The sequence below is a fragment of the Cupriavidus sp. LA-1 genome (genome assembly GCF_055385985.1).
In genome coordinates, this window is sequence record NZ_AP031387.1 from 3,098,055 (window position 1) to 3,122,507 (window position 24,453).

Consider the following 24,453-nt stretch of genomic DNA (forward strand, 5'->3'; position numbering starts at 1 on the left):
GCGGTCCTTTGCATGCCGACCGCCTGCTCCCCTCTCCCGCTTGCGGGAGAGGGGAGCAAACCCTCAGCCTGCGGGCGCATCCCCCAGCATCTGCCCCACCGACCCCGCCGTGCCCGCCGCCCGCTCACCCAGCAGCCGGTGCAGCGTGCCCAGCAACTCGTCCTCGTTATAAGGCTTGCCCAGGTACACGTTGACGCCGATCTCCTCGGCATAGCGGCGGTGCTTGTCGGCCGTGCGCGAGGTGATCATTACCAGCGGCATATGCGCGGTGCGCGCGTCCGAGCGCACGTTGCGCGTGAGATCGAAGCCGTCCATGTGCGGCATCTCGATATCCACCAGCATCGCGTCCGGCATCACGTCCTGCAGCTGCTTGAGCGCATCCACGCCGTCGCGCGCCAGCACCACCTGGTAGCCGGCGCGGCCCAGCAGGCGCTGGGTGGCCTTGCGCACGGTCAGCGAATCATCCACCACCATCACGGTCGGCTGCACGGCCAGGCCGCGCACGGGCTCGGCCGTGCCGTCGCTCGCCAGCTCCGCGACCGCGCCCATTTGCGCCGGCACGGCAGGTTGCGCCGGCGTCTGCGGCAGGGCCTGCGGCACCGGCTGGCCACGTTCGCGCACCAGGCGCTGCGCCAGCACCACCGGGTTGTAGATCAGCACGATCTCGCCGTCGCCCAGCGTGGTCGCGCCGGCGATGCCCTCCAGGCGCGCCAGGTGCGGGCCGATGTGCTTGACCACCACTTCGCGGTTGCCGGCCACATCGTCCACATGCACCGCCACGCGCTCGGCGCCGCTGCGCACCACCACCACGGGCGAATACTTGCGTCCCGCCATGACCGCGTTGCCCTCTTCGAGCAGCGCGCCGAAGTAGAAGAACGGCACCTCGGCACCGGCCACGGTGAGGCGGCCCTGGTTGTACGCATCCAGCAGCGCCGGTGCGCGCAACTGCTGGACCTGGTCGATCATGCCGCTGGGCACGGCATAGCGGCGCGCGCCCAGTGAGATCACCAGCACCTGCGTGATCGCCGTGGTCAGCGGCAGGTGCAAGGTAAAGGTGGTGCCCTGCCCCGGCCGGGACGCCAGCGTGATGCGCCCGCCCAGCGCCACGGTCTCGGCGCGCACCACGTCCATGCCCACGCCGCGGCCGGCCAGTTCGGACACGGATTCGGCCGTGGAAAAGCCCGGCGTGAAGATCATCTCGGTCAGGCGTGCTTCGCTGGCGTCGTCGTCCGGCGCCAGCAGGCGGCGCTCGACCGCGCGCGCACGGATGCGCGCCAGGTCCAGCCCGCCGCCGTCATCGACGAAATGCAGCACCACCTCGTTGCCTTCCTGCTGCACCTCCAGCGTCAGCGCGCCGGTGGCGGCCTTGCCCGCGGCCCTGCGCTGCGCGGCGGCTTCGATGCCGTGCACGACCGCGTTGCGGATCAGGTGCTCGATCGGGCCGGCCATGCGGTCCAGCACCGAGCGGTCGATTTCCACCGTGCCGCCCTTGATCAGCAGCCGCACTTCCTTGCCGGTCTCGGCCGCGGCCTGGCGCGCCACGCGATAGAGCCGTTCGGCCAGGGCGTCGAACTGCACCATGCGCGCCTGCATCAGCCCGCGCTGCAGCCCGCGCGTCAGCCGTGCCTGCGCGGCCAGGTCGCCGGCGGCGCGGTCGAAGCCGCGCTGCAGGTTCTGCTCGACGGTGGACACGTCGTTGACCGACTCGGCCATCATCCGCGTCAGTTCCTGAAAGCGCGTGAAGCGGTCGAACTCGAGCGGATCGAACTCCTGCTTGTGCTGCGCGTCGGCAATGCGCGACGCCATCTGCGATTCGGCCTGGATCTCGATCTCGCGCAACTGGCCGCGCAAGCGCGCGACGTTGTCGTTCAGTTCACCCAGGTAGGTGCGCATCGCCTCCAGCTCGCTGTCCAGGCGCGCCCGCGTGGCGCCGACTTCGCCGGCTTCGTTGATGAGCGTGTCGAGGGCGCGCGCCTGCACGCGCACCAGCGCGCGCTGCGGTTCGGCCGGCGCGAGCGGCGTGGCCGGCGGCATGGGCACCATGACATCGGCGGGCCCCGGTGCGGCAGGCAGGTTCGGCGTGGATGCCGCAGCCTCGGTGGCATCCGGCTGCGGTATGGCGGCGTCGGCTTCCTGCGGCGCCTCGGCCAGCCCGTTGACCACATCGGGATCGTCGGCAGGCAGCAGGCGGCCGGCCTGCAGCGCCTCGGCATGCGCCAGGATGCGGTCGTACCAGGCATAGAGCCGCTCGAACAGCTTCGGCCCGACCGGCTGCTGCCCCTGCCCGCGCAGGCTGGCGTCGAGCAGCGTCTCCATTTCGTGCGCAGCCTGCCCCAGCGCCATCGCACCGGCCATGCGCGCACTGCCCTTGAGCGTATGCAGCGCGCGCAGCACCAGGCCGCCATGGCGCGCCTCCTCGGGCGTGGCTTCCCAGCCGCGCAGCAGCTTGCCCAGCTCCGGCAGCGTGCCCTGCGCTTCTTCCAGGAAGATCTGCACCAGCTCGGGATCCGGCGCGCTGTCGGCTTCCGCGGCCGGCGCGGCAGGCGCACGGTGCGGAGTCGACAGCGCGATCACGACCGCGTGATTTGGCGCGCCTGGCGGCTGCGTGGCGGCCTCGGGCGCTGACTGCGCGGCAGGCGTTTCCTCCGCGGCCGGCGGCGCCTGGCCGAACAGCTGCGCCACCGAGCCGTCGGGCTCGGCCGGCGCCTGCGGCGCGGGCACCGCTACGCGCGGACGCAGCAGCGCGCGTTCGCCGAACTCGACCAGGCTGCGGCACAGGCCGGCATCGGCTTGCGGCCAGATGCCGGCGGCAAACTGGTGCAGCATGCCGCGCAGGCGCTCGACCGCCTGCTCCAGCAGACGGAAATCGCCCGGGTGCATTGCCACCGGGTGCGAACCAAGCTGCAGCAACAGGGCTTCCAGCGCTTCGGCGATCTCGCGCACCGGCTCCAGCCCGACGGTGGCCGCGCTGCCCTGCAGGGTGTGCGCGACGCGCAGGCCCAGCTCGCTCGGGCATGGATGGCCTTCATGCCGCCATTCGGAGATATCGGTGGCGAACTGGCGCAACAGGCCGTCGGCCTCCTGCAAATAGACGTTGTACAGCGCCAGGCCGATGCGCACCGGCCCGATGACCTTGTAGTGATCGTCCTCGTCCGAGAGGCCGCCGGCCAGGCGGAAGGGGATCACGTTGTCGTCGGCCGCACCGGCATCGATGCCGGTGCCCAGGCTGCTGTCGGCCGGCTCAGCCGGCGCAGCCTGATCCCGCTGTGCGTCGTCGCCGTCCGCTTCAGGCAACGCCGGCGGTGCTTCCACGGCTTGGGCAACGCCAGCATCGCGCACCACTTCGGCGGCCGCCACCAGCGGCGCGATGTCGTGCCAGGCCGCCGCATCGCCATGCAGCCGCGCCACCCATGCCGACAGCTCGGCATGCGCGCGGCGCAGCAGCGACAGCAGCGCCGGCACCGGTTCGCGCGCTTCGGCAATCCACAGGTTCATCACCTGCTCCACCGCCCAGGCCGCTTCGCCATAGCGATGCAGGCCGACCATGCGGCTGGAGCCCTTGAGCGTATGGAAGGCGCGCCGCAGGCGGCTGAGCATGTCGGCATCGCGCAGCGCCTCGACGCCCGCCCCGAGGTCGCCGGCAATGCCGCCCAGCACCTCGTCGGCTTCGTTCAGGAAGATGTCGAGCAGTTCCGCGTCGATGGCCGCGTGGTCGCCGGCCGCGGGCATGGCCGGCGCATCGGACCCGGCGCCGGCGGGAACGGGCGCCGGCTCGGGCAGGCTGGCGGCGAGCACCATCACCATGCGCGCGCCGGCGTCGTCGCTGCCGGCCAGCCAGGCGTTGCACTGCGTGGTCGCGTCGGCGGCCTGGCGGCGCAGCATGGCATCGTCGTCGATGGCGGCCTGGTCAGCCAGCGCGTGCAGCGCGGCGCGCAGGCGCTGCACGGCCGGTGCATCGGCAACAGGGCCGGCGCGCAGCGCCTCGTCCGCGGCAGCGCGCGCCGCGGCCAGCGGATGCTGCGGCGCATGCGCATCCTCGGCGGCGCCGGCACCCGCGAGCGCGTCGGCGCGGCGCACGCGGCCAAATTCAAGGGCATCGGCAAAGGCGTGAACCACGCCCAGCTCTGCCGCCACCGCACCCAGCAACTCGGCCCGCGCGCCGGCATCGGCAAGGTCGCCTGGCTCGGCCAGCCGTGCATTGACGGCCTGCACGGCCGCGCATGCCCGCGCGGCATCGTCGGCCAGCGCGGGCGGCAGCGCCGCCGACGGCTGCAGCTGCGCCAGCGTATCGCCGAGCGCCGCGAAGGCCTGGCACGCGTCGCGCAGGTGCCCGTCGCCATCGGCACGCGCGGCGTTGCGGTCATAACTGTCCAGCCACGACTCGCCGCTGTCCAGTTGCGTGCGCAGCTGCGCCACGGCTTCGCTGCGCAGCGCCTGCGCGCGCGCTTCGTCGACCATGCGCGCGAGCCACGCCGGCGCGGGCGCGGCGGGATCGGCCAGGCACGCGGCCAGGGCATCGCACTGCGCGGCAAAGCGCGCCGCGGCCGGATGCGCGGATCGCCCGTGCACGCGCCACGGCAACGCCAGCGCGCGCGACAGGAACAGCGCGATGCCAGCGGCGCCAAGCGCATCGCCGGCATCAGTTTCCCTGCCCGGCGCGGCGGCCCGCGCCAGGCAACGCTGCAGCGACAGCTGCGCGAGCGGCTGCGCGGCCTCGGCCAGCGCGGCCAGCGCGATCTCCCAGGTGGCCTGGTCGGCGGCGGCGGCGCGCTCCAGCCCTGCGGCGGCCTGCTGCAGGTTGCGCGTGTCGATCGGGTCAAGCCAGCCGTAGTAGCGCAGCCGGAAATCGGCAGGGACCTGCGCGTGGGCGGAGTCGAGGCGGAATGCCTCGAGCGTGCGGGCGATATCGGCATGCAGCGCCGCCGCGTCGCCATCGAAGCCGGCCCCGGCCTCCGCCAGCGCCGTGCAGACCAGCAGGAACACGGCATCATTCAGCAGCGCCTGCGGCACGCGCACATGGCCTTGCTGGTACTGGCGCAGCAGCAGGTTGGCACGGCCGGCGAAGCGCTTGGCCAGCAGGTCGGACGGCAGCAGGCCCAGGCCCAGCGCGCGGAACACCAGCCCCAGCACGTGCCAGACGTCGCGGTCCGGATGATCGGAGGCGCGGCGCGGCTCCTGCTCATTGGATCGCACGTGGTCCAGCGCCACGCACAGCGGCAACCAGGCTTCGCGCAGCAGCGCCGCGTCGGTGCAGGGCGTGGGCAGGCGCAAGGCCTTGAGCAAAGCCGATTCAAACTGCTGGCGCGCGCGCGTGACCGCTGCCGGGCCTCTTGCCGGCAGCAGCATGCCGGGCAGCATCTGCAGTTCATCGAGCCACAGGTCGGCCGGATGCACGCGTTCCTCGCCCAGCAGCGCGAGCACGTCCACATAGGGCTGGAACAGGCGCAGCGGCGCTTCGTCGTCGCCGGCCATCAGGTCGTCGACATATTCGGCCAGCGCCTGCACGCCGGCGCGGAACACCGCCAGCGCCTCGGGGCCGGCGGCAATGGTGCCGGCGTCGATGGCATCGAGCAGGCGGCGCAGCGCCTGGCAATACGGATCGGTCCCGCGCAGGCCGACGATATGCACCGCGCCGGCGGCCTGGTGCAGGTGCTGGCCGGCCAGCCGCAGCGAGGTGGTGTCGCGCGCGCCCAGCGCCTCGGGCGCCTGGCGCACTTCATCGACATAGTGGCCAAGCTCGACGGCGGCATCTTCCAGCGCGCCGCGCAGGCTGGGCGCCAGCCACGCCAGGCCGGACAGGTCGCGCGCGGCGCCGCCGGTGTCGGGCAGAAAGTCTGCGCTGGCCGGCAGTGGCGCCGGCTCTGGAGCGGACATGGCGAACGGCTCAGCCGGAGCACCGGCTCCGGCGCCATCGCGCGGGACAGGGAAATTCAGGGACATGACGGCTTCCAGTGCGGCGCCGCAACGGCGGCCGCAAGCAGCCCGCCGCAGCGGGCGGCGGGCGCGGAGTTGGCATAAAACACGGGGCCGCGGTGCGCGGAAGCGGTCGCAGGCGTCATCCGGCCACTCAGGCGATCTTGAATCGCGACACGGAGTTGCGCAGCTCTTCGGTCAGCAGCGTCAGCTGGCGCACCGACTGCGCGGTCTGGCGCGTGCCGGTGGTGGTCTGCTCGGTGACCTGCAGGATGCGTTCGATATGGCGGGCCACGGTGGTGGCGAGGTCGGCCTCGTGCGAGGTCGACTTCGAGATCTGCTCGATCAGCTCGGCCAGCTGGCGCGACACGCGCCCGATCTCGACCAGTGCGGCACCGGCATTGTCCGACAGCCGCGCCCCCTCCACCACGCCCTGCGTGCTGCGTTCCATGGCGTGCACGGCGTCCTGGGTATCGGTCTGGATGGTGCGGATCAGCGCGCCGATCTGCTTGGTGGCCTCGCCGGAGCGTTCAGCCAGCCGCTGCACTTCTTCCGCCACCACCGAGAAGCCGCGCCCGGCCTCGCCGGCCGATGCGGCCTGGATGGCGGCGTTCAGTGCCAGCACGTTGGTCTGCTCGGTAATGTCCGAGATCAGCTCGACGATTTCACCGACTTCCTGCGACGACTCGCCCAGGCGCTTGATCCGCTTGGAGGTTTCCTGGATCTGCTCGCGGATGTCGTTCATGCCGGTGATGGCGTTCTGCACCGCGTTCTGGCCCTGCTCGGCCGCGGCCAGCGAGGCGCGCGCCACGTTGGCGGACTCGGCCGCGCCGCGCGACACCTGCGTGATGCGGTCGGCCATCTCCACCACCGATTCACCGGTCTGGCGGATCTGGCGCGACTGCTCTTCGGTGGTCGACACCAGCTGGGTCGAGGTGGACTGCACCTGCCCCGACGCCTGCGTCACCTCGCCGGCGGTCTGCTGCACCCGGCCGACCAGTTCGCGCAGCTCTTCCACCGTGTAGTTCACCGAGTCGGCGATGGCGCCGGTGATGTCCTCGGTCACCGTGGCCTGGCGCGTCAGGTCGCCGTCGGCGATATCCTGCAGTTCGTTCATCAGCTGCAGAATGGCCTTCTGGGTATTGTCGTTGTTGCGCTTTTCGTCCAGGCGGCGGGACTCGGCCTCGCGCTCGCGCGCCTCGGCTTCCAGCGCGCGCATGCGCGAATCGCGCAGGTACAGCGCCGCCAGGCCCACCAGGCACAGCAGCGTCAGCGCCGCCGACACCACGGTCGCGCCCAGCGTCACGGGGCGCGACCGTGCCGATTGCGCATAGGCGCGCTGCAGCGTGGAGAGTTCACCGCGCAGCGCCTCGTTGTCGTTGAAGATCTGCTGCTGGGCGCGCTTGGCCGCGATCAGGCCTGGCAGGTTCTGCAGGATGGTCTGCGTGGTCTTCTGCACGGCTTCAAAGCGCTGCGACAGCTGCTGCAGGTAGCCGCGCGTCTCTTCATCGGTAGCCGCCGACAGCCGCAGCGCCTCGCTGCCGTTGAGCAGGCCGTCCAGCGTTTCGCGGAAGGTGTTGGTGTCCTTGCCCAGCAGGAACGCGGTCTCGGGGTTGACGCCTTCGCCGGCCAGGAACTCGTTCAGGTTCTTGCCCAGGCGCTGCGTCAGCATCACCAGCTGCGCGGATGCCGCCACCTCGCGCGCATTGGCGCCGGACTGCAGCTTGATCGCGGCCACCTGTTCGGCGGATTCCAGCAGTTCGGGGTTGGAGGCGTTGAAGATCTGCAGCGTCTGGCCGATGGTGGTCAGCACCGGCTGCTGCGCCAGCACGTCGGCGGCGCTTTTCTCGGAGCGCTTCCACGACTCCATCGCGGTCTCGAGCAAGGGCTCGGCCGCGCCGGCGGTGGCGCGCACGTGCTTGTCGTCGCTGCCTTCCTGCAGCGCCTTCAGGTCGTCCGCCAGCGCGTCCTTGGACTGGCGCAGCTGCGTGAAGGCCTGCGCATTGCCCAGCAGCGCCACCGGCACGGCCTTGCCCAGGCGCTGCGAGTGCATCAGCATGTCGCCGGCGATCTCGATCTGCGCGGCGGCGTTGTTGGCGATGCGGTTATCCAGGTACACCGAGCCGAGCAGCGCAACCAGCGACACCACCACGCCCACTGTCAGCAGCCGCTGCTGCGACGAGAACGGGATGCGTCCGAGCCAGCGGGCGACATGCTGCAGCGGCGGCGCGCCCAGCCCCTCGGCGGCCGGCGGCGTGGGTGCGGGTTCCGGGTTGCCGGCATAGGCCATGCCAGGCCCACTCACCAGGCCGGTGGCGGCGTCGGCTGCCGGCGTGCGCCGGCCCAGGCTGAATTTCTTGAAACCCATGGCACCCTCTTCCGTTTGTTCGTTGTCATGCCCGGCGGCTCGTGCCGGGTGCGGCAGGCGGCGGCCTGCGCGTCGTTATTGTTTCTTGTTCGTGTGACGCGGCGCGCGCGTCAGGCGCTGGCCCGTCCCACCTGCAGGAAGGCCGGCGCATCCAGCAGCGCGCGCACGTCCAGCACCTGCCAGTCGCGCCCCTCGCGGTCGCCAAAGCGCTGCCCTTCCCATGCCGGCGTGCGGTCCGGCGGCGGCGGCGCGTCGCCGTGCGGCAGGCTCAGGTCGGCAGCATGGCGCAAACCCGCCACGCGCGTGGCCAGGATCGCGCAGGCGCGCTCCGCCTCACGCGACAGCACCACGATCTTGCTGCCGGGCTGCAGCGGCGTCGGCGCGCCGCCGCAGAACAGGCTGAAATCGATCACGCCCAGCAGGCTGCCGCGCGCATTGACCAGCCCGCTGTACCACGGCTGCGTCAGCGGCACCGGGCTGGGCTGGCGCATGTCGAGCACTTCGCCGGTATCGGCCAGCGGCAGCAGCCAGTTGCGCGCGCCGACCTGCAGCGCCAGGTAGCTGTCGGCCGCGGGCAGGCTGCGCGCCTCGCGCAGGCGCCGGGCCAGCATGGCCTGGTAGTCCTGCAGGCGGGTCTGGCGGGCGCGGAGGTCTTGGCGTGGCGCGTTCATCTGGCGGTCCCCGGAACAGGTGGCGATGGCTTCCCGTACGGCCTGCGCTGGCAGCTCAGTGCGTCAGCGCGGCGATCTTGCCCAGCAGCTCTTCGCCGTCGACGGGCTTGACGATGTAGTCCGACGCGCCCTGGCGCATGCCCCAGATGCGGTCGGTGTCCAGGCCCTTGCTGGTGCACATGATCACGGGGATGTCCTTGAAGCGGTCGTCGCGCTTGATCGCGCGGGTGGCCTGGTAGCCATTCTGGCCGGGCATCACCACGTCCATCAGGATCAGGTCGAAGCTCTCGGCCTGCAGGCGCGCGAAGGCCTGTTCGCTGTTGCTGGCAACCGAGACCTTGAAGCCGCGCTTGCCGAGCAGGTCGGACATGAACAGGGCTTCGGTCGGGGAGTCGTCGACGATCAGGATCTTGTTAATGGTGGTCATGAGGTTTTCCTTCGATTCGTACCGGGCGTGCCCTTCAGGCAGGCAACGCATCGCCCGCGGCCAGGCATGGCAGGCAGGCCTGCACGGCCTGCAGCAGCGCGTCGCGGGTAAAAGGCTTGGCAAGATGGTCGTGCGCGCCGACCAGGCGGCCGCGCGAGCGGTCGAACACGCCGTCGCGCGAGGACAGCATGATCACCGGGATGGCGTGGAAGCGCGCGCTCTTCTTGATCAGGGAGCAGGTCTGGTAGCCGTCCAGCCGGGGCATCAGGATGTCGCAGAAGATCAGGTCCGGGTGCAGCTCGCCGACCTTGGCCAGCGCCTCGAAGCCGTCTTCGGCCAGCATCACCTGGTATCCCGCCTGCGACAGGAAGATCTCCGCGGTGCGGCGGATGGTGCTGGAATCATCGACGACCAGCACCTTGCGGCGCGGTTGCGCCATGGTGTCCGGCGTGGTGTCTGGAATAGGAGCGCCAGGCGCCACAACCTGGACGCCGGCGGTATTGACCCGCTGGTTTTCTTCTGTCTGAGCGACCCGCATGTTGTTCCCGCGACCGGCTACCCCAAGCGGAGTGCCGGCAAGCACCAGAGAACACCCGTGCGGAGCAACGCGACCCATGCGCGCCCCGACGGACCCCCGAAAAAATCTTGCTTCCCTTGCAAGGCCAGGCCGTGCCCGGCAGCGGCGACGCGTGGTACCCGCATCTGCCCGCCGTCCTCCCTACCAAAGGCGGATGGACGGCCATTCATTTTGCAACAGAGTGTGACAAGACGCCGGGGGGCCGTCAATCCGGTCAGGCCAGCCCCTGCCAGCGTTCTGTCGCATTGGCGCGACGCGCGCGACCGCCCCGACCGCCCCGCCCGCCGTAATGGGGCCCTATTGTTCTTCTAACAGGAGAGGCCGCCTCAGATGGCGACCATCTCAAAGTCTTCCTTGCGCGCGCCGCATTCCGGGCAGGTCCAGTTGATGGGCACGTCTTCCCACCGGGTCCCGGGGGCGATGCCGTCTTCCGGCGCGCCTGCGGCTTCGTCGTAGATCCAGCCGCAGATCAGGCACATCCAAGTCTTGTATTCCATAACAGGCTCTGGCCACTCTCCATTAAAATCCAGCGCAGATGGTACCGAAACCGTGCCGCCGGCGCCAGCCAGCGGCCGCCAGAATCGTGCCAGTTCCGCCGTGTTCGCGCATGTTAGCGCCCTGTTAGCACCTGATTAGTGGGCAATTGCAGCGAATTTTTGCTGTTTTTGCCGCATGTCAACGATAAGTCCCGGGCCCGCCGCACACGATCCCCGCAGTTGTTGTCCACACCTCACCGCCATGTCCCGTAATCAGCAGCTCTTCGACCGCGCCCAGCAGACCATTCCCGGGGGCGTCAATTCGCCCGTGCGCGCCTTCCGTTCGGTGGGGGGCACGCCGCGCTTCATCACGCGCGCCGAGGGCGCCTATATGTGGGATGCCGACGGCCAGCGCTATATCGACTACATCGGCTCATGGGGCCCGATGATCGTCGGCCACGCCCATCCGGAAGTGGTGCGGGCGGTACAGGAAACCGCCGCGCACAGCTTCTCGTTCGGCGCCCCGACCGAGGCCGAGATCACCATGGCCGAGGAAATCTGCAAGCTGGTGCCCTCGATCGAACAGGTGCGCCTGGTCTCGTCCGGCACCGAAGCCACCATGAGCGCGCTGCGCCTGGCGCGCGGTTTCACCGGCCGCGACCTGATCATCAAGTTCGAAGGCTGCTACCACGGCCACGCCGACAGCCTGCTGGTCAAGGCCGGCTCCGGCCTGCTGACCTTTGCCGACACCACCCGGAACGCGCCCTCCTCGGCCGGCGTGCCGGCCGACGTGACCCGCCACACCATGGTGCTGGAGTACAACAACGTCGAGCAGCTGGAACAGGCCTTCGCCAGGCACGCCGGCGAGATCGCCGCGGTGATCGTCGAGCCGGTGGCCGGCAACATGAACCTGGTGCGCGCCAGCGATGCCTTCCTGCAGGCCATGCGCGAACTGTGCACCCGCGACGGCGCGGTGCTGATCTTCGACGAGGTCATGACCGGCTTCCGCGTGGCGCTGGGCGGCGCGCAGGCACACTACGGCATCAGGCCGGACATGACCTGCCTGGGCAAGGTGATCGGCGGCGGCATGCCGGCGGCGGCCTTCGGCGGGCGCCGCGACATCATGGCCAGGCTGGCGCCGCTGGGCGGCGTCTACCAGGCCGGCACGTTGTCGGGCAACCCGCTGGCGGTGGCGGCGGGCCTGACCACGCTCAAGCTGATCCAGGCGCCCGGCTTCTACGACCGCCTGGCCACGCAGACCCGCAAGCTGGCCGACGGCCTGGCCGAAGCCGCCCGGGCCGCCGGGGTGCCGTTCGCGGCGGACGCGATCGGCGGCATGTTCGGGATCTACTTCCGCGACGGCGTGCCGGGCAGCTTCGCAGAAGTGACCACGAGCGACACCGCGCGCTTCAACCGCTTCTTCCACGCCATGCTGGATCATGGCGTTTACCTGGCCCCGTCGGCCTTCGAGGCCGGTTTTGTCTCGGCGCAGCACGACGACGCCATCCTGGCGGCCACGCTCGACGCCGCGCGCAAGGCATTCGCGGCGGGCTGAGGCAGCTTGCGGCAGCCTTAGACCCCCGCGGCAGGCGGCGCCCGGTGCGCCGCCGCCCGCGCGCATGGCGGCAAGGGCGGTGCGCTACACTTGGGATTCGTCCAACCGCCGGAGTCTCCGATGCGCGCATCTTCGCCCCTTTCCCTGTCCAACGGTTCGCCGATGTCAGTCTTGCGCTGGCTGCTGCTGGCCGTCGTGGCCAGCCTGCTGTCCGCCTGCGGCTACAACGACTTCCAGGCCAGGGACGAGGCGGTCAAGGCAGCCTGGGGCGAGGTCATCAACCAGTACCAGCGCCGCGCCGACCTGATCCCCAACCTGGTCAACACGGTCAAGGGCTATGCCACGCACGAACGCGAGACACTCGAGGCCGTGACCAAGGCGCGCGCCGCCGCCACCAGCATCCAGGTTTCGCCCGAGACTCTGAACGACCCCGAGGCCTTCAAGCGCTTCCAGCAAGCCCAGGGCGAGCTGTCCGGCGCGCTGTCGCGCCTGCTGGCCGTGTCCGAGAACTACCCGCAGCTGAAGGCCGACGCCTCCTTCCGCGACCTGCAGTCGCAGCTCGAGGGCACCGAGAACCGCATCACCGTGGCCCGCCAGCGCTATATCGCTGCTGTGCAGCAATACAACATCCTGGCGCGCAGCTTCCCGACCAACCTGACGGCGATGATCTTCAAGTACCCGGTCAAGCCGTCGTTCGCGGTGGAAAACGAGAAGGCCATCTCCACGCCGCCCGCGGTCAAGTTCTGAGGCGGGCCACACCATGGGCCACCTCCTGCGCTCACCCTGGCGGCACGCCTGGCTGGCCGCCGCGATGCTGTGGCTGGCGGCTCTGCTGTCCGGCCCGGCGCTGGCGGCCGACGGCTTTGTCGCGGTGCCGCCGCTGACCCAGCGCGTCACCGACCTGACCGGCACGCTCACGCCGCAGCAGCGCAGCGCGCTCGAGAACGTGCTGGCGGAATACGAGCAGCAGCGCGGCAGCCAGATCTTCGTGCTGATGGTGCCCACCACCGATCCCGAACCGATCGATGCCTACAGCATCCGCGTGGCCGACGCCTGGCGCGCCGGGCGCAAGGGCATCGACGACGGCGTGATCGTGCTGATCGCCAAGGACAACCCGCCCGGGCTGCGCAAGATGCGGCTGGAGGTCGGGCGCGGCGTGCAGGGGTCGCTGACCGATGCCATGTCCAAGCGCATCCTGCAGGACGTGATGGCCCCCCACTTCCGCCAGAACGACTTCTACGGCGGCCTGGCCGCGGGCGTCTCCGCAATCCAGGCCACCATTGACAAGGAAGGCCTGGCGGCGCCGCAGCGCAAGGCGCAGCAATCGTCCGCGCTGGCTGACTGGCTGCCGGTGCTGTTCCCGCTGGCAATCATCCTGTTCTTCTTCGTCGGCGCGATCCTGCGCTCGCGCGGGCCGCAGATCGTCACCACCCCGCGCGGGCGCGACGTGATCGCCGGCGGCCTGGGCGGACTGGGCGGCTATGGCATGGGGCAGGACTGGGGCCGCCGCGGCGGCGGCTGGGGTGGCGGCGGAGGATTTGGCGGGGGCGGGGGCGCAGGCGGCGGTGACAGCGGCGGCGGTTTCGGTGGCGGGGGCGGCGGCGGCTTCGACGGCGGCGGCGCCTCGGGCAACTGGTGACAGCACAAGGAACGACGACGATGCCAAATCTCCGACGCGCCCTGCAGCATATCGCCACTACCTCAGGCGCGGCGCGCAAGCGCTTCCCGGCCGAAGCGCGGAAGCAACTGCATGAGGCCGTGCATGCCGGCGAGGCGCACCACCGCGGCGAGATCCGCGTGGTGATCGAGGCCAGCCTGCCGGTCGGCCACGCCTGGGCCGGGGTGACCCCACGCGAGCGCGCCCGCTTCCTGTTTGGCGCGCTCGAGGTCTGGAACACCATGGACCATACCGGCGTACTGCTCTATATCAACCTGGCCGACCACGCCGTCGAGCTGCTGGCAGACCGTGGCATCAACGCCAGCGTCGGGCCCGCGACCTGGCGCGAGCTGTGCGACGAACTGGCGCAGGGGCTGAAGCAGGACCTGTCGGTGCGGCCCGTGCTGGCCACGGTGGCGCGCATCCACGCGCTGCTGGCCACGCACTTTCCGTCGGACGGCGGGCCAAACCCCAACGAGCTGGACGATCGGCCGGTCTTTCTCTAGGGTCACATCGTCAGGATTGGTCCAATCGCACTGGCGATCCCCGGACCCTCCGTCCGCCTGGCCGGGCATCGTTCCTGCCAGGTAGCTCAGCGCTAAAAGGACTAGGCAGTTTTCACTGGAGAAACATACTTCTGCCCGATATGGCGTCTGGCGCTCGCGGGCTACCCTTGGTGAACAGCTGCACGAAAGCCAGCGAGGCGGAGCGCCCGGATTCCGCTGAGACAAGGGGAAGCCATGCAAGAATACCAGGCGTACACGGATCAGTGCGGCCCCAGCCCTGCGACCAGGATGGACCTTCGAGAACTCCTCGTGGAGGCCGGTCTCAGAAGTACCACCGCCATACTGCTTGCAGGGTTCGCATACGGGGCAATCCGGCACTGGCTCGCCGATCCAACGCGATTCACCTTGCTGCTGCTGGTGTTGGCACATTGCCTGACCCTCGGGCTTTCTTTGTTTGTCCGGGTTCCAAAGAAACGAGACTGGAACCCGGTCACCGTCATCTGCTCGCTGGGCGCTTCATACTATTTCCTTGCCATTCAGCTGGCACCAGGGGCTCACCTCGTACCGGAAATGGTTGGCGCTGGCCTGCAGGTCGCAGGGCTCACCTGGCAGATCTATGCAAAGCTCACGCTCCGCTTCTCGTTCGGCATATTGCCTGCCAATCGCGGCATCGTGTCGCACGGGGCTTACCGATTCGTTCGGCATCCGATCTACCTGGGGTACGTCATCGCCGACACCGGCTTCCTGCTCACAAACTTCGGGCTGCAAAACCTGCTTGTCTACGCCGGGCTGTACTCGCTGCAGTATGTGCGGATCAACCGGGAAGAGAAGCTGCTGTCTGACGATCCCGAATACCTTCGCTATCGCGAAAAAGTGCGGTACCGCGTGCTGCCGCGCCTTTACTGAGGTTTCCGCCCATCCATGGGATCGCGATTCCGGGCACGATACGAAAGCGGCTGGGGACCGCCCGCCGTCGTCAACGGCGGCGGCGCGCTCCCATCAGGTACCACACCGCTGCAAGCGCCTGCAGCACCACCAGTCCGCCCCACGCCGTCAGGTGCGCAGCCTTCGGATAATGTCCGGCAGCGGCGGGCCACTGGTCCAGCACCAGTCCTACGCCGATCTGGCAAGCGAAGGTCGACAGGAACACGGTCAGTGTCAGCGCCGTGGTGGCACGGCCGATCAGCGCATCCGGGAAGCTGCGCGCCAGCACCGCATAGGTCAGGATGCCGCTGGAGCCGAACACGCCATAGGCCACCCACAGCAGCACCGGCGGCAGCGGCACCTGTGCCATCAGCAGCAGCTGGATCACGATAAAGGCGGTCATGCCGCTGCCGGCAAAGGCATACAGGCTCACGCCCATGCGCTCCAGGTGGCGCGCGGCCCAGCCCGAGCCGACGCAGCCGGCCATCATGGCAAAGCCGATCACCGAAACCAGCCGCGCACTGCCGGCCGCATCGAAGCCGGACACATCGCGCAGGAAGGCACCCACCCAAAGCGTCTGCACCGCCATGAACACGCCCTGGTTGAGCAGCGTCAGCGGCACCACGCGCCAGAAGCGTTCGCTGGCCAGTATCTGGCGCGTGCCGCGCAACTGTTCACGCAGGCTTTCCTTGCCCGCGCGCGGCTTGTCAGGCACGCCGAACCACAGCAACGCGGCCATCGCCAGCGTCATGCAGGCCAGCCCCACACTGATGGTGCGCCAGTCTGTGAACGACAGCAGCCACGACAGCGGCGCGCCGACCAGTACCGCGCCCATGCCGCCGATGGCCATCACCACGCCATTCAGCAAGGGCATGCGCGAGAGCGGGAACCACATCGACAGCGCGTGGATGGTGGCACCAAGGCAAACCGACACGCCCACGCCGATCAGCAGACGGCCGGCGGCCAGGCCCGCCATGCCGGGCGCCAGCGAGAACACCAGCGCGCCAGCCACGGCCACGAGCAGCATCACTGCCTCGGTGCGGCGAGGGCCGTAGCGGTCCAGCAGGATACCCGCCGGCAACTGCGCACAGGCGAAGCCCAGGAAATAGAAGCTGGTGAGCAGGCCCAGGTCGCCGGCGTTGAGCCCGAGCTCGCGCGTCAGGTGCGGGGCAAAGCCCAGGTTGACGCCGCGGAACAGGTAAGACACCAGGAAGCCCAGCGAGAATACCGCCAGCACACGCCAACGCGCATCGGTGGCGGCTTGCGCATTCGAAGGCGCGGAGGATACGTTTGAGGTCATCGTCGTCATGATGGCCCGCATTGTCTTCCTTATTGCATTGCAGCACCAACGAAAGATACCCGCCGCAATTGTGAGTAGAATTTGACGGCTATGGCCAAAATCCCTGCCAGTCTCGCCAATCGCCCCGTCCACCTGCCGCCGCTGCAAGCGCTGCGTGCACTGGAGGCCGCCACGCGCCACCGCAGCTTTTCGCGCGCGGCGGAAGAACTGGCCCTGACGCACAGCGCCATCAGCCACCATATCCGCGCGCTGGAGACCAGCCTGGGCACCAAGCTGTTCCAGCGCACCGGCAGCCAGATGACGCCCACCAGCGTGGGCGCGCGGCTGGCCGAACAGGTGCGCGGCGCGCTCGACGGCATCGAAAGCGCACTGCGCGAGGCCGGCAACAGTTCGGGGCCACCGGTGGTCAGGTTGCAGATCAGCGTGATGGCCGACCTGGCCAATGCCTGGCTGATCCGGCGCCTGCCCAGCCTGCATGCCCAGGTGCCGTCGCTGGACTTGCACCTGCGGCTGCACGCCGAAATCTCGCCGCCGGACCCATACAGCGTCGACGTCGGCATCTGGCACCAGCGCATCGACCTGCCGGGCTTCGAGTGCCACAACCTGATCGAAGACCACGTGATCGCGGTAGCCAGCCCCGCGCTGCTGGCGCGCTACCCCGGCTTTACGCTGGCCGACGTGCCGCGCATGCCGATGCTGCGCTTTGCCCTGCGCCCCTGGCGCGACTGGCTCGAAGCCGCCGGCCTGCCCGGCGACGAGCCCGAGCGCGGCCCGATCTTCCAGGACGCCGGCCTGATGCTGCAGTCCGCCGTGGCCGGGCTGGGCGTGGCCACGGCGCGCGCGCAGCTGGCGCACGACTACCTTGCCAACGGCCAGCTGGTGCAGATCGGGCCTACCCGCATCCCGTCCAGCCTGCACTACTGGGTCACCTGGCGCGAAGGCAATCCGCGCGAAAAGGCGATCCAGCAATTCCATGGCTGGTTGCAGGAACAGGTGCGACAGGAAGCCTCGCAGGCGAGCCCTGTCGCCGGCAACGATGCCGGGAGGTTTCAATCATGAAATTATTTGGCGCATCGATGTTGGCAATACGAATCATTTTCGTCCAGGTCAGCAGAATCAATGGCTTGCCAGCCTGCCAGGGCCCTATGGCGCTCTGAGCCTCAGGTGCGCGGCGATCTCGCATTTCCGGCCGGAGTTTCACGGATGCAACCGTCTGGCACTGCGTGCCAGCGGCATTGGAAAAATTGCCGGTCCCATCCTTAAAGATGAGAATCGGGTGAGGCAGCCCGACCCCAGTTCGTGCGAAGGCTTGTCAACGCGCCCATTGTCTCCATCCCGCTGCCGCCGGCACGGTGCGTGCGGCACCAAAAGGCTGAGGCCAGTCACGCCACCCGATGTTGGCGGAAGATGTATGGGCTTCAAATGCTTGTAACGGAAATGAAACTTCCTTGGGCTGCCCTCGCGTGCAGCATCGGAGCCCTGCCGCCCCAGCGTTTGAAATCCCGCTCCCCTCCTTCGGATGGGCACGAGCCGGCGCCAGGTAGCTTACCCGGCACGCATCGTTACATTCTTATGTGCCCTGAGCCACTTTTCTGCGGCAGGGGATTTTGCAATGCAGCATAAAAATGCTGCCGCGTGTATCAAAAGCGGAACGTTATTCATCGCCCGCCCCCTCCCAAGCCCGACGGATAATTTGCTTCCCCTTGTTTATCAAGGGCTTAGCCAGTTCTGGCACGTTCGTCGCACATATGTCTCCGCGAACAGAAGCCCCGCACAGAAGGGGCAGCCGAAACCAAACCGCCAAACACACTGGCTAGCGTTCGCCCAAGATCAACGGGGGTCTTTCAGGGACACGGGCCACGAGCTCAGGGGAGCGGCCCGTGAATCCTGATTCCTGCGGCATGCCAGCCAGGCTGGTGGCACGCAGATGACAAGCGGCCGTACCGGCATGCCGGCGCGTCTGGATAAGAAAAGGGGTGAAGCAACAGGAATTAGGGATAGCGCGGGCGCGGCATCCTCACGATGCGGCTGGCGCAAGCCTTAGGGCCAACGAAGCCAGCGACCGGCAGCATCGGCGCCAGCTCCGAAAAACAATAATCCGGGGAAAATTCATGAGCGCGTACGCCAACCGCCCGCTGCTGTACCTGTCGCAGCACCATGACGCCACGCTATGCCGCCTGTTCGCACAGCGCGGCTGGAAAATCAGCTTCGCGTCCAGTCCGCAAGACCTCCAGGCCCTGCCCCCGGGCAACCAGCCGCTTGCCGCGTTGCTGGACCTCCAATGCGGATTCAGCGATGCCGACCTGGAATCGTTCGAGCCCTGGCTCGCGCAACCCCATATCGGCTGGATCGGCATCGTCGCGGGCCAGGATGACCTGACCGAGTCAGCGCGCCGGCTGCTCGGCCTGTACTTCGTCGACTATTACACGGCCCCCATCGAGCACCCACGCCTGGCGGAGGCGCTCGGCCACGCGCTGGGCATGGCACAGCTGCGCCCGGGCACGCCACAGGCCCGCCCCGGCACCGCGCGGCCCGACGGCATGATCGGCAGCTGCCCTGCCATGCAGTCGCTGTTCCGCGGCATCGAAAAGGTGTCGCGCTGGGACACGCCGGTACTGATCTCGGGCGAATCCGGCACCGGCAAGGAACTCGCCGCCCAGGCCATCCACCGCGCCTCGGAACGGGCCTCGCGTCCCTTCGTCGCGGTCAACTGCGCGGCGATCCCGCCCACGCTGCTGATGTCCGAGCTGTTCGGCTACGAGCGCGGGGCCTTCACCGGCGCCACCAAGCGCAAGCCCGGCCGCATCGAGATGGCACAGGGCGGCACGCTGTTTCTCGATGAAATCGGCGACATGCCGCTCGAGAGCCAGACCAGCCTGCTGCGTTTCCTGGAGACCGGCCGCATCGAGCGGCTGGGCGGCACGGAATCGGTGGAGGTGAATGTGCGGATCATCTCCGCCACCCACGTCGACCTGGAGGCCGCGATTGCAGCCGAACGCTTCCGCGGCGACCTCTACCACCGGCTGTGCGTGCTGCGCGTGCGCCAGCCACCGCTGCGCGAACGCGGCAGCGACATCCTGCTGATCGCTGAACACGTACTGGACCACGTGCGCAAGCAATCGCCGGCACGCATCCGCGGCTTCTCGCCGATGGCGCTGCGCGCGATCCAGTTGCATAGCTGGCCCGGCAATGTGCGCGAACTGATCAACCGCATCCGCCATGCCGCCGCCATGTGCGAGGACGGCGTGATCCAGCCGGACGACCTGGAACTGACCGCGCCCGCCGACGACCGCCCGCTCACGCTTGCCGCGATCCGTGAGGCGGCCGAACAGACCGCGATCGTCGAGGCGCTGCAACGGCATCATGAACGGCTGATCGATGTGGCGGCGGAGCTTGGGATTTCGCGGGTGACGTTGTTCAGGCTGATGCGCGATTACAAGCTGCAAGTGAAGAAGGGAGACCTGGGGTTGATCTGCGTGCAGGGCTAGCACACCCATTGCGGAGCAACCAAGCCATGTCGCCTGACGCCTATCTTGAAATGGCCGAGACCGAGGCCAGCCACTGGTGGTTCCGGGGCCGGCGCGAGATCGTCGCCACGATCCTGTCCGGCCTGGCCTTGCCGCGCCCCGCATCCATCCTGGAGATCGGCGCGGGCACTGGCGGCAACCTGGCGATGCTGTCGCAGTTCGGCGAGGTCAGTGCTGTGGAAATGGACGGTACCGCCCTGCGGCTGGCACGCGAGAAAACCCTGGACGCCTACGATATCCGCAGCGGCAGGTGCCCCGACGACATGCCGTTTCCTGAGCACAGCTTCGACCTGGTCTGCCTGCTCGACTGCCTGGAACACATCGCCGACGATGCCGGCTCGCTGGACTGCGCGGCAAGGCTGCTGAAGGCCGGTGGCGCGGTACTCATCACCGTGCCTGCCTACCAATGGCTATGGAGCGCGCACGACGTCTTCCTGCATCACCAGCGCCGCTATAGCAAGCGGTCGCTGCATGCGCTGGCCAGCCGGTGCGGCATGCGCGTGGATCGGATGTCGTACTTCAACACGGTGCTGTTCCCGCTTGCGGTAGCCGCGCGCCTCAGCGACCGGCTGAGCGGCAACCAGAAGGCAACCGGAGCGGGCCTTCCTCCCGGACCGGTCAACCACGCGCTGCATCGCCTGTTCAGCACGGAACGCCACTGGCTGGCGCGCGGCTCGCTGCCGTTCGGCATTTCCCTGATGGCCATCCTGCGCGCATCGTGAATGCCAGCGGCACCGCACCCGAGCTGCGCAGATTCACTCGATTCCTGGTGTCGGGCGTCACCTCGACCGGCGTGCACGTTGGCATCACCGCGACGCTGGTGACCACGCTGGCGGCCTCACCGGTGACGGCAAACTGCGTCGCTTTCCTGTGCGCGACAGCCTGCTCCTATCTTCTCAACACGCTGTGGAGCTTCTCGTCGCGGCTGCGCAACCGGACCCTGGGCCGCTTTGCCGGCGTATCGCTGCTCGGGCTGGGGCTGACCATGGGCATTTCATGGATGGCCCAAACCCTGGGGGCCAGCTATTGGGCCGGGCTGGCCTGCGTCGTGCTGATCGTGCCGGTCTTCACCTATCTTGCGCACCGGGCCTGGACATATCGGGACTAGTCCCGCGGCCAGGCCGGTCCTGCGCATCAGCGGCCACTGTTCACGCGCCCGCGGTCGATCCGGATCACACGCCTTCCGGAAGCGATCAGCCGGTCCTGGCCGGTTTCCTGATAGCGGCGCCGTACCAGGTAGATTGGCCGTCCCTTGGCTTCATCATAGATACGGCCGACATATTCGCCGACCACCCCCAGCCCGATCAGCTGGATGCCACCCAGGAACAGCAGCACCGACAGCAGTGACGCATAGCCGGGGACATCGATCCCCAGTACCAGGGTACGCGCCACGATAAAGGTGCCGTAACCAAACGCGCCCAGCGCGATCGCGACCCCGATATAGGTCCAGCTGCGCAAGGGCATGGTGCTGAAGCTGGTGATGCCCTCGAGCGCGAAGTTCCACAAGCGCCAGCCCGAAAACTTGGAGTGTCCCGCGCTGCGCGCTTCGCGTTCATAGCGAACGATCACGGTCCGGTAACCCACCCACGCGAACAAGCCCTTCATGAAGCGGCGGCGCTCCGGCATCTGCTTGAGCGCGTTGACCACCACCCGGTCCATCAGGCGGAAATCCCCAACGTTCACCGGCAGCTTCTGGTCGGACAGCTTGTTATGAATACGGTAGTAGGCGCCCGCGGTCACACGCTTGAGCCAGGAATCGCAGGCGCGGCTGCTGCGCTGCGCCAGCACCACCTCTGCCCCTTCACGCCAGCGCCTGACCAGTTCGGGGATCAGCGCGGGTGGATCCTGCAAATCCGCGTCGATGGGAATCACCGCGTCGCCCAGGGCCTCGTCGAGCCCCGCTGTCAGGGCCGCTTCCTTGCCGAAATTCCGCGTCAGGTCAACGACCCGCACGCGCGCATCCCGGTGCGAATAGGCAATGAGCCGGTCCAGCGTGTCGTCCGAGCTGCCGTCATTGACCAGCACAATCTCGAAGCGGATCGCATCGATGGATTCGAGCACCGGAATGACACAGTCGAAAAATTTGCTGATGCTCTCTGACTCGTTGTAGCAAGGCACAACCAACGAAAGCAGCCTGACATCGTATGGACCCGGCATGATCCCCTCCCCGAGACGGCGTGGCCTGTGCACACGCCGTCATGATTGCGCTTTCAAGCGCCTTGTCTTGGGCCCGGCGCGGCTATCGGATAGCTCCCACCGTAGCTCTGCTGTCAACCCTGGGGCCCGGAGCCACGCATTTCGCACGCGAGCGCGATCGCAGGGCCTGCCCCGGTCAATGCCGCGATATCACCGAACCGGTGCAGCTTCCGGATCCCGGTCCGCGCGCATCGCTCCCCCTCCCTCTTAATCCTGAGGCACCGCCAGCCTGTGGCCGGGAATCCCAGTTTCCTGTTCCGCAAATACCTTGCCTGTCCGTTCCAACCGGATGCGCCAGACGGCAAGCGCCAGCGCCAGTATCAGTCCGAGCGGCATCAACTGTATCCCGACCCATTCTCCCGCCAACAGCCCATACAGAGGCAGCAGCCACAACATCACCAGCAACTCACGCTCGCCAGCCAGCCACCCGTGGCGATAGCCATGAATACCCAACCACGCGATGGCAATACCCAGGAAAGCCAGGTCGTAGTCGTACAAATAGGGAGGGACCAACAGCATTGCAGTACATAGCACCGCCACACGGAGCGCAAAGCTGCAGGGACGTGACCATGCGTAGATCACCGAGGCCACCGCCGCACAAGCGAATATCGCGTGCACGACATAAGGCACGACGACACCTCCGAGCAGCAGCTTGGTGGCCGCAAACATCGTGGGCATCCGCACCAGCATTGCCGTACCGTGCTCGACTGCCATGCGTGCGACGCCTGTTGCATTCAGGAATGCCAGGAACGGCTCGACTCCGAAGCACACCAGCGACAGCACCGCCAATGCCGCCGCGCTCGCAACCAGCCCCAGCAACACGCGCCACTCGCCGGCACAGAGCAAGGCAAGCGGGAACATGATCGCAAGGTGTGGCTTGACCGTAACAAGCCCGAGCAGCAACCCGGCGACCATCGGACGTCGGTGCAGGAGCGTCAGCGCCAGGCCGGCGGTGCCGGCCAGCCAAAGTGCGTTCTGTCCCGTCGCAACGCCTACGGCGACCCCCGGGAATCCCAGTGCCGCAATCCACGCGCCGCGCCACGGCAATGTCCGCCGCATTGCCCACCCATACCAGATGACTCCGCCCAGCAGGAATACACAGGCGGCGCCCCCGTATGGCAACAAGCCAAGTGGCAGGAGGGGCAGCAGGAAGGTGGGCGGATAAAGCCACGGCAGCATGCCACCGCCGACCGCAAGGTCAGGCACGATCGAGATCTCTCTGGCGTGCAGCAGGTCATAGCTGTACGGAGCGGCCGCGCCATGCTCGAGCGCCACGCTCGCCGCACTCCAGAAGACGACAAAGTCTGCTCCCGGCGCGATAAGCCCCGGGACGATCAGTACCCAGGCACGAACCATCCAGATCCCGAAAAAAAACACGTAGCAGATCAGCGCCGCGCACGTATACAACCGCAGGCGGCCCGCGTCGAGCCAGTGCCCGTCTGGCGCGCCGAACGGTGGCTTGCTGTCGGTTGTGTTCTGAAAGGCCATGTCGTTCGCTCCGGAGGCTCACATTCGGGGCGGATGCCGGCTACCCCATCCCCGCCTTCGCCGCGTGCCCTGTGCCTGCCTACATGCATGCATCGTCGACTCATGACTCGCTCCGTTCGCCATCGCGCCTGTCGTAGCCACAATCGGCTCCTGGGAGCGGTCGTTAACAGCCGACCTACAGGCTCAGTGTTGTCGCGCATGCGACGGAACGCAAGCCAGCGGACAGGCCAGGGCACGCGCTTTCTCGGCATCAGCCAGCCCATCTGCCCCCAACGTTTCCATCCTGAATCATGCGTGCCGGTTTGCCGGGAACCGTCGATCTCACAAGGGTGGCGGGGATCCTGAGCCATCCTCTGGCGACAGCGCAGGCGCTACCGGGCAGCCACGATGTTTCTATTCGGAAACGCTGACCCGAGGCACCGCATCCTCATCCATCAGGCAGCCCAATGCAGCAACGCTCCACCGAGAAGGCCAATTGGGTCATCCAACCGCCGTATGCGTTGCATCCGGCCCACCTCGCCGGCTCATGCTTTTGGCTGAAAGAAGCGCGCCATCCCGGGCGGTTGCGGGCGACGCGCCGGGGCGCGCCCTAGTCCATCGGTTGCGTCATCCAAATTGACTTGTTCGGCGCGCGTTTCCGGCCGGCAACGAAGCGCGGTCAAATCGCCGCTGCCGCGCTGACGAGGCCGGCACCGATCCCTCCACGCATGCTGGAAAGCCTTGTGGGACAACGGTTTCACCTCAGCTGGCCCGGCGCTTGCCTATGTCATGGCACGCTGCATCGCCATCAGCATCGGGTTGCCGCAATGCCGGCGCAGTTGGCCGGCAACAGAAGAAAGATACGGGGAGCTTCACCATGCCTGCCGTC

18 protein-coding genes are annotated in these 24,453 nt (G+C 68.2%); 9 read left to right on the forward strand and 9 right to left on the reverse strand.

Going from position 1 to position 24,453, the window contains the following annotated elements; translation table 11 throughout:
• Window positions 1-63: 63 nt before the first annotated feature.
• From ACZ5MJ_RS14505 to ACZ5MJ_RS14530, 6 genes are all read right to left on the reverse strand, one after another.
• Complete coding sequence (locus ACZ5MJ_RS14505; protein WP_464220206.1) at window positions 64-5,940, reverse strand: hybrid sensor histidine kinase/response regulator; 5,877 nt, start codon at window positions 5,938-5,940, stop codon at window positions 64-66.
• Between the two features lie 127 nt (window positions 5,941-6,067).
• The gene (locus ACZ5MJ_RS14510) at window positions 6,068-8,281 is read right to left on the reverse strand and encodes a methyl-accepting chemotaxis protein (RefSeq protein ID WP_464220208.1); all 2,214 of its coding nucleotides are present in this window, start codon (window positions 8,279-8,281) and stop codon (window positions 6,068-6,070) included.
• Between the two features lie 110 nt (window positions 8,282-8,391).
• Window positions 8,392-8,952 (reverse strand): chemotaxis protein CheW, encoded by a 561-nt coding sequence (locus ACZ5MJ_RS14515; RefSeq protein WP_464220210.1) that lies wholly within the window; start codon window positions 8,950-8,952, stop codon window positions 8,392-8,394.
• A gap of 55 nt (window positions 8,953-9,007) precedes the next feature.
• Window positions 9,008-9,379, reverse strand: coding sequence for a response regulator (locus ACZ5MJ_RS14520; protein WP_464220211.1), 372 nt, complete (start codon window positions 9,377-9,379; stop codon window positions 9,008-9,010).
• A gap of 34 nt (window positions 9,380-9,413) precedes the next feature.
• Entirely contained in the window at window positions 9,414-9,917 is a 504-nt protein-coding gene (locus ACZ5MJ_RS14525) for a response regulator (RefSeq protein WP_464220212.1), read from the reverse strand.
• A gap of 365 nt (window positions 9,918-10,282) precedes the next feature.
• Window positions 10,283-10,453: a rubredoxin gene (locus tag ACZ5MJ_RS14530; protein ID WP_010813017.1), complete on the reverse strand. Its 171-nt coding sequence runs from the start codon at window positions 10,451-10,453 to the stop codon at window positions 10,283-10,285.
• A gap of 241 nt (window positions 10,454-10,694) precedes the next feature.
• On the opposite strand from ACZ5MJ_RS14530, the gene hemL reads away from it, so the two are divergent.
• The 5 genes from hemL to ACZ5MJ_RS14555 all read left to right on the forward strand — a co-directional run bounded on the left by hemL (window position 10,695) and on the right by ACZ5MJ_RS14555 (window position 15,056).
• Window positions 10,695-11,987, forward strand: a complete 1,293-nt coding sequence (hemL, locus tag ACZ5MJ_RS14535) for a glutamate-1-semialdehyde 2,1-aminomutase (RefSeq protein WP_464220213.1) — start codon at window positions 10,695-10,697, stop codon at window positions 11,985-11,987.
• Window positions 11,988-12,107: 120 nt separating this feature from the next.
• The gene (locus tag ACZ5MJ_RS14540; protein WP_464220215.1) at window positions 12,108-12,734 is read left to right on the forward strand and encodes a LemA family protein; all 627 of its coding nucleotides are present in this window, start codon (window positions 12,108-12,110) and stop codon (window positions 12,732-12,734) included.
• Between the two features lie 13 nt (window positions 12,735-12,747).
• Window positions 12,748-13,626, forward strand: coding sequence for a TPM domain-containing protein (locus ACZ5MJ_RS14545; protein WP_464220216.1), 879 nt, complete (start codon window positions 12,748-12,750; stop codon window positions 13,624-13,626).
• Between the two features lie 20 nt (window positions 13,627-13,646).
• The gene (locus tag ACZ5MJ_RS14550) at window positions 13,647-14,150 is read left to right on the forward strand and encodes a TPM domain-containing protein (RefSeq protein ID WP_464220218.1); all 504 of its coding nucleotides are present in this window, start codon (window positions 13,647-13,649) and stop codon (window positions 14,148-14,150) included.
• A gap of 234 nt (window positions 14,151-14,384) precedes the next feature.
• The gene (locus ACZ5MJ_RS14555) at window positions 14,385-15,056 is read left to right on the forward strand and encodes a methyltransferase family protein (protein WP_464220220.1); all 672 of its coding nucleotides are present in this window, start codon (window positions 14,385-14,387) and stop codon (window positions 15,054-15,056) included.
• Between the two features lie 70 nt (window positions 15,057-15,126).
• Here ACZ5MJ_RS14555 and ACZ5MJ_RS14560 read toward each other — a convergent pair whose 3' ends face one another.
• The gene (locus ACZ5MJ_RS14560) at window positions 15,127-16,383 is read right to left on the reverse strand and encodes an MFS transporter (protein WP_464220222.1); all 1,257 of its coding nucleotides are present in this window, start codon (window positions 16,381-16,383) and stop codon (window positions 15,127-15,129) included.
• Window positions 16,384-16,464: 81 nt separating this feature from the next.
• Between ACZ5MJ_RS14560 and ACZ5MJ_RS14565 the strand changes: the two genes are divergently transcribed.
• The 4 genes from ACZ5MJ_RS14565 (at window position 16,465) to ACZ5MJ_RS14580 (ending at window position 21,009) form a co-directional block, all read left to right on the forward strand.
• The gene (locus ACZ5MJ_RS14565; protein WP_464220223.1) at window positions 16,465-17,433 is read left to right on the forward strand and encodes a LysR substrate-binding domain-containing protein; all 969 of its coding nucleotides are present in this window, start codon (window positions 16,465-16,467) and stop codon (window positions 17,431-17,433) included.
• Window positions 17,434-18,485: 1,052 nt separating this feature from the next.
• Complete coding sequence (locus ACZ5MJ_RS14570) at window positions 18,486-19,862, forward strand: sigma-54 dependent transcriptional regulator (RefSeq protein WP_464220225.1); 1,377 nt, start codon at window positions 18,486-18,488, stop codon at window positions 19,860-19,862.
• Window positions 19,863-19,888: 26 nt separating this feature from the next.
• Window positions 19,889-20,623, forward strand: coding sequence for a class I SAM-dependent methyltransferase (locus tag ACZ5MJ_RS14575; RefSeq protein WP_464220226.1), 735 nt, complete (start codon window positions 19,889-19,891; stop codon window positions 20,621-20,623).
• Complete coding sequence (locus ACZ5MJ_RS14580) at window positions 20,620-21,009, forward strand: GtrA family protein (protein WP_464220228.1); 390 nt, start codon at window positions 20,620-20,622, stop codon at window positions 21,007-21,009. Before ACZ5MJ_RS14575 ends, ACZ5MJ_RS14580 begins: the two co-directional genes overlap by 4 nt.
• Window positions 21,010-21,035: 26 nt before the next feature.
• On the opposite strand, the gene ACZ5MJ_RS14585 is transcribed toward ACZ5MJ_RS14580, so the two are convergent.
• Window positions 21,036-22,058, reverse strand: coding sequence for a glycosyltransferase family 2 protein (locus ACZ5MJ_RS14585; RefSeq protein ID WP_464220230.1), 1,023 nt, complete (start codon window positions 22,056-22,058; stop codon window positions 21,036-21,038).
• Window positions 22,059-22,304: 246 nt separating this feature from the next.
• Entirely contained in the window at window positions 22,305-23,585 is a 1,281-nt protein-coding gene (locus tag ACZ5MJ_RS14590; protein WP_464220232.1) for a glycosyltransferase family 87 protein, read from the reverse strand.
• Window positions 23,586-24,453 lie beyond the last annotated feature (868 nt).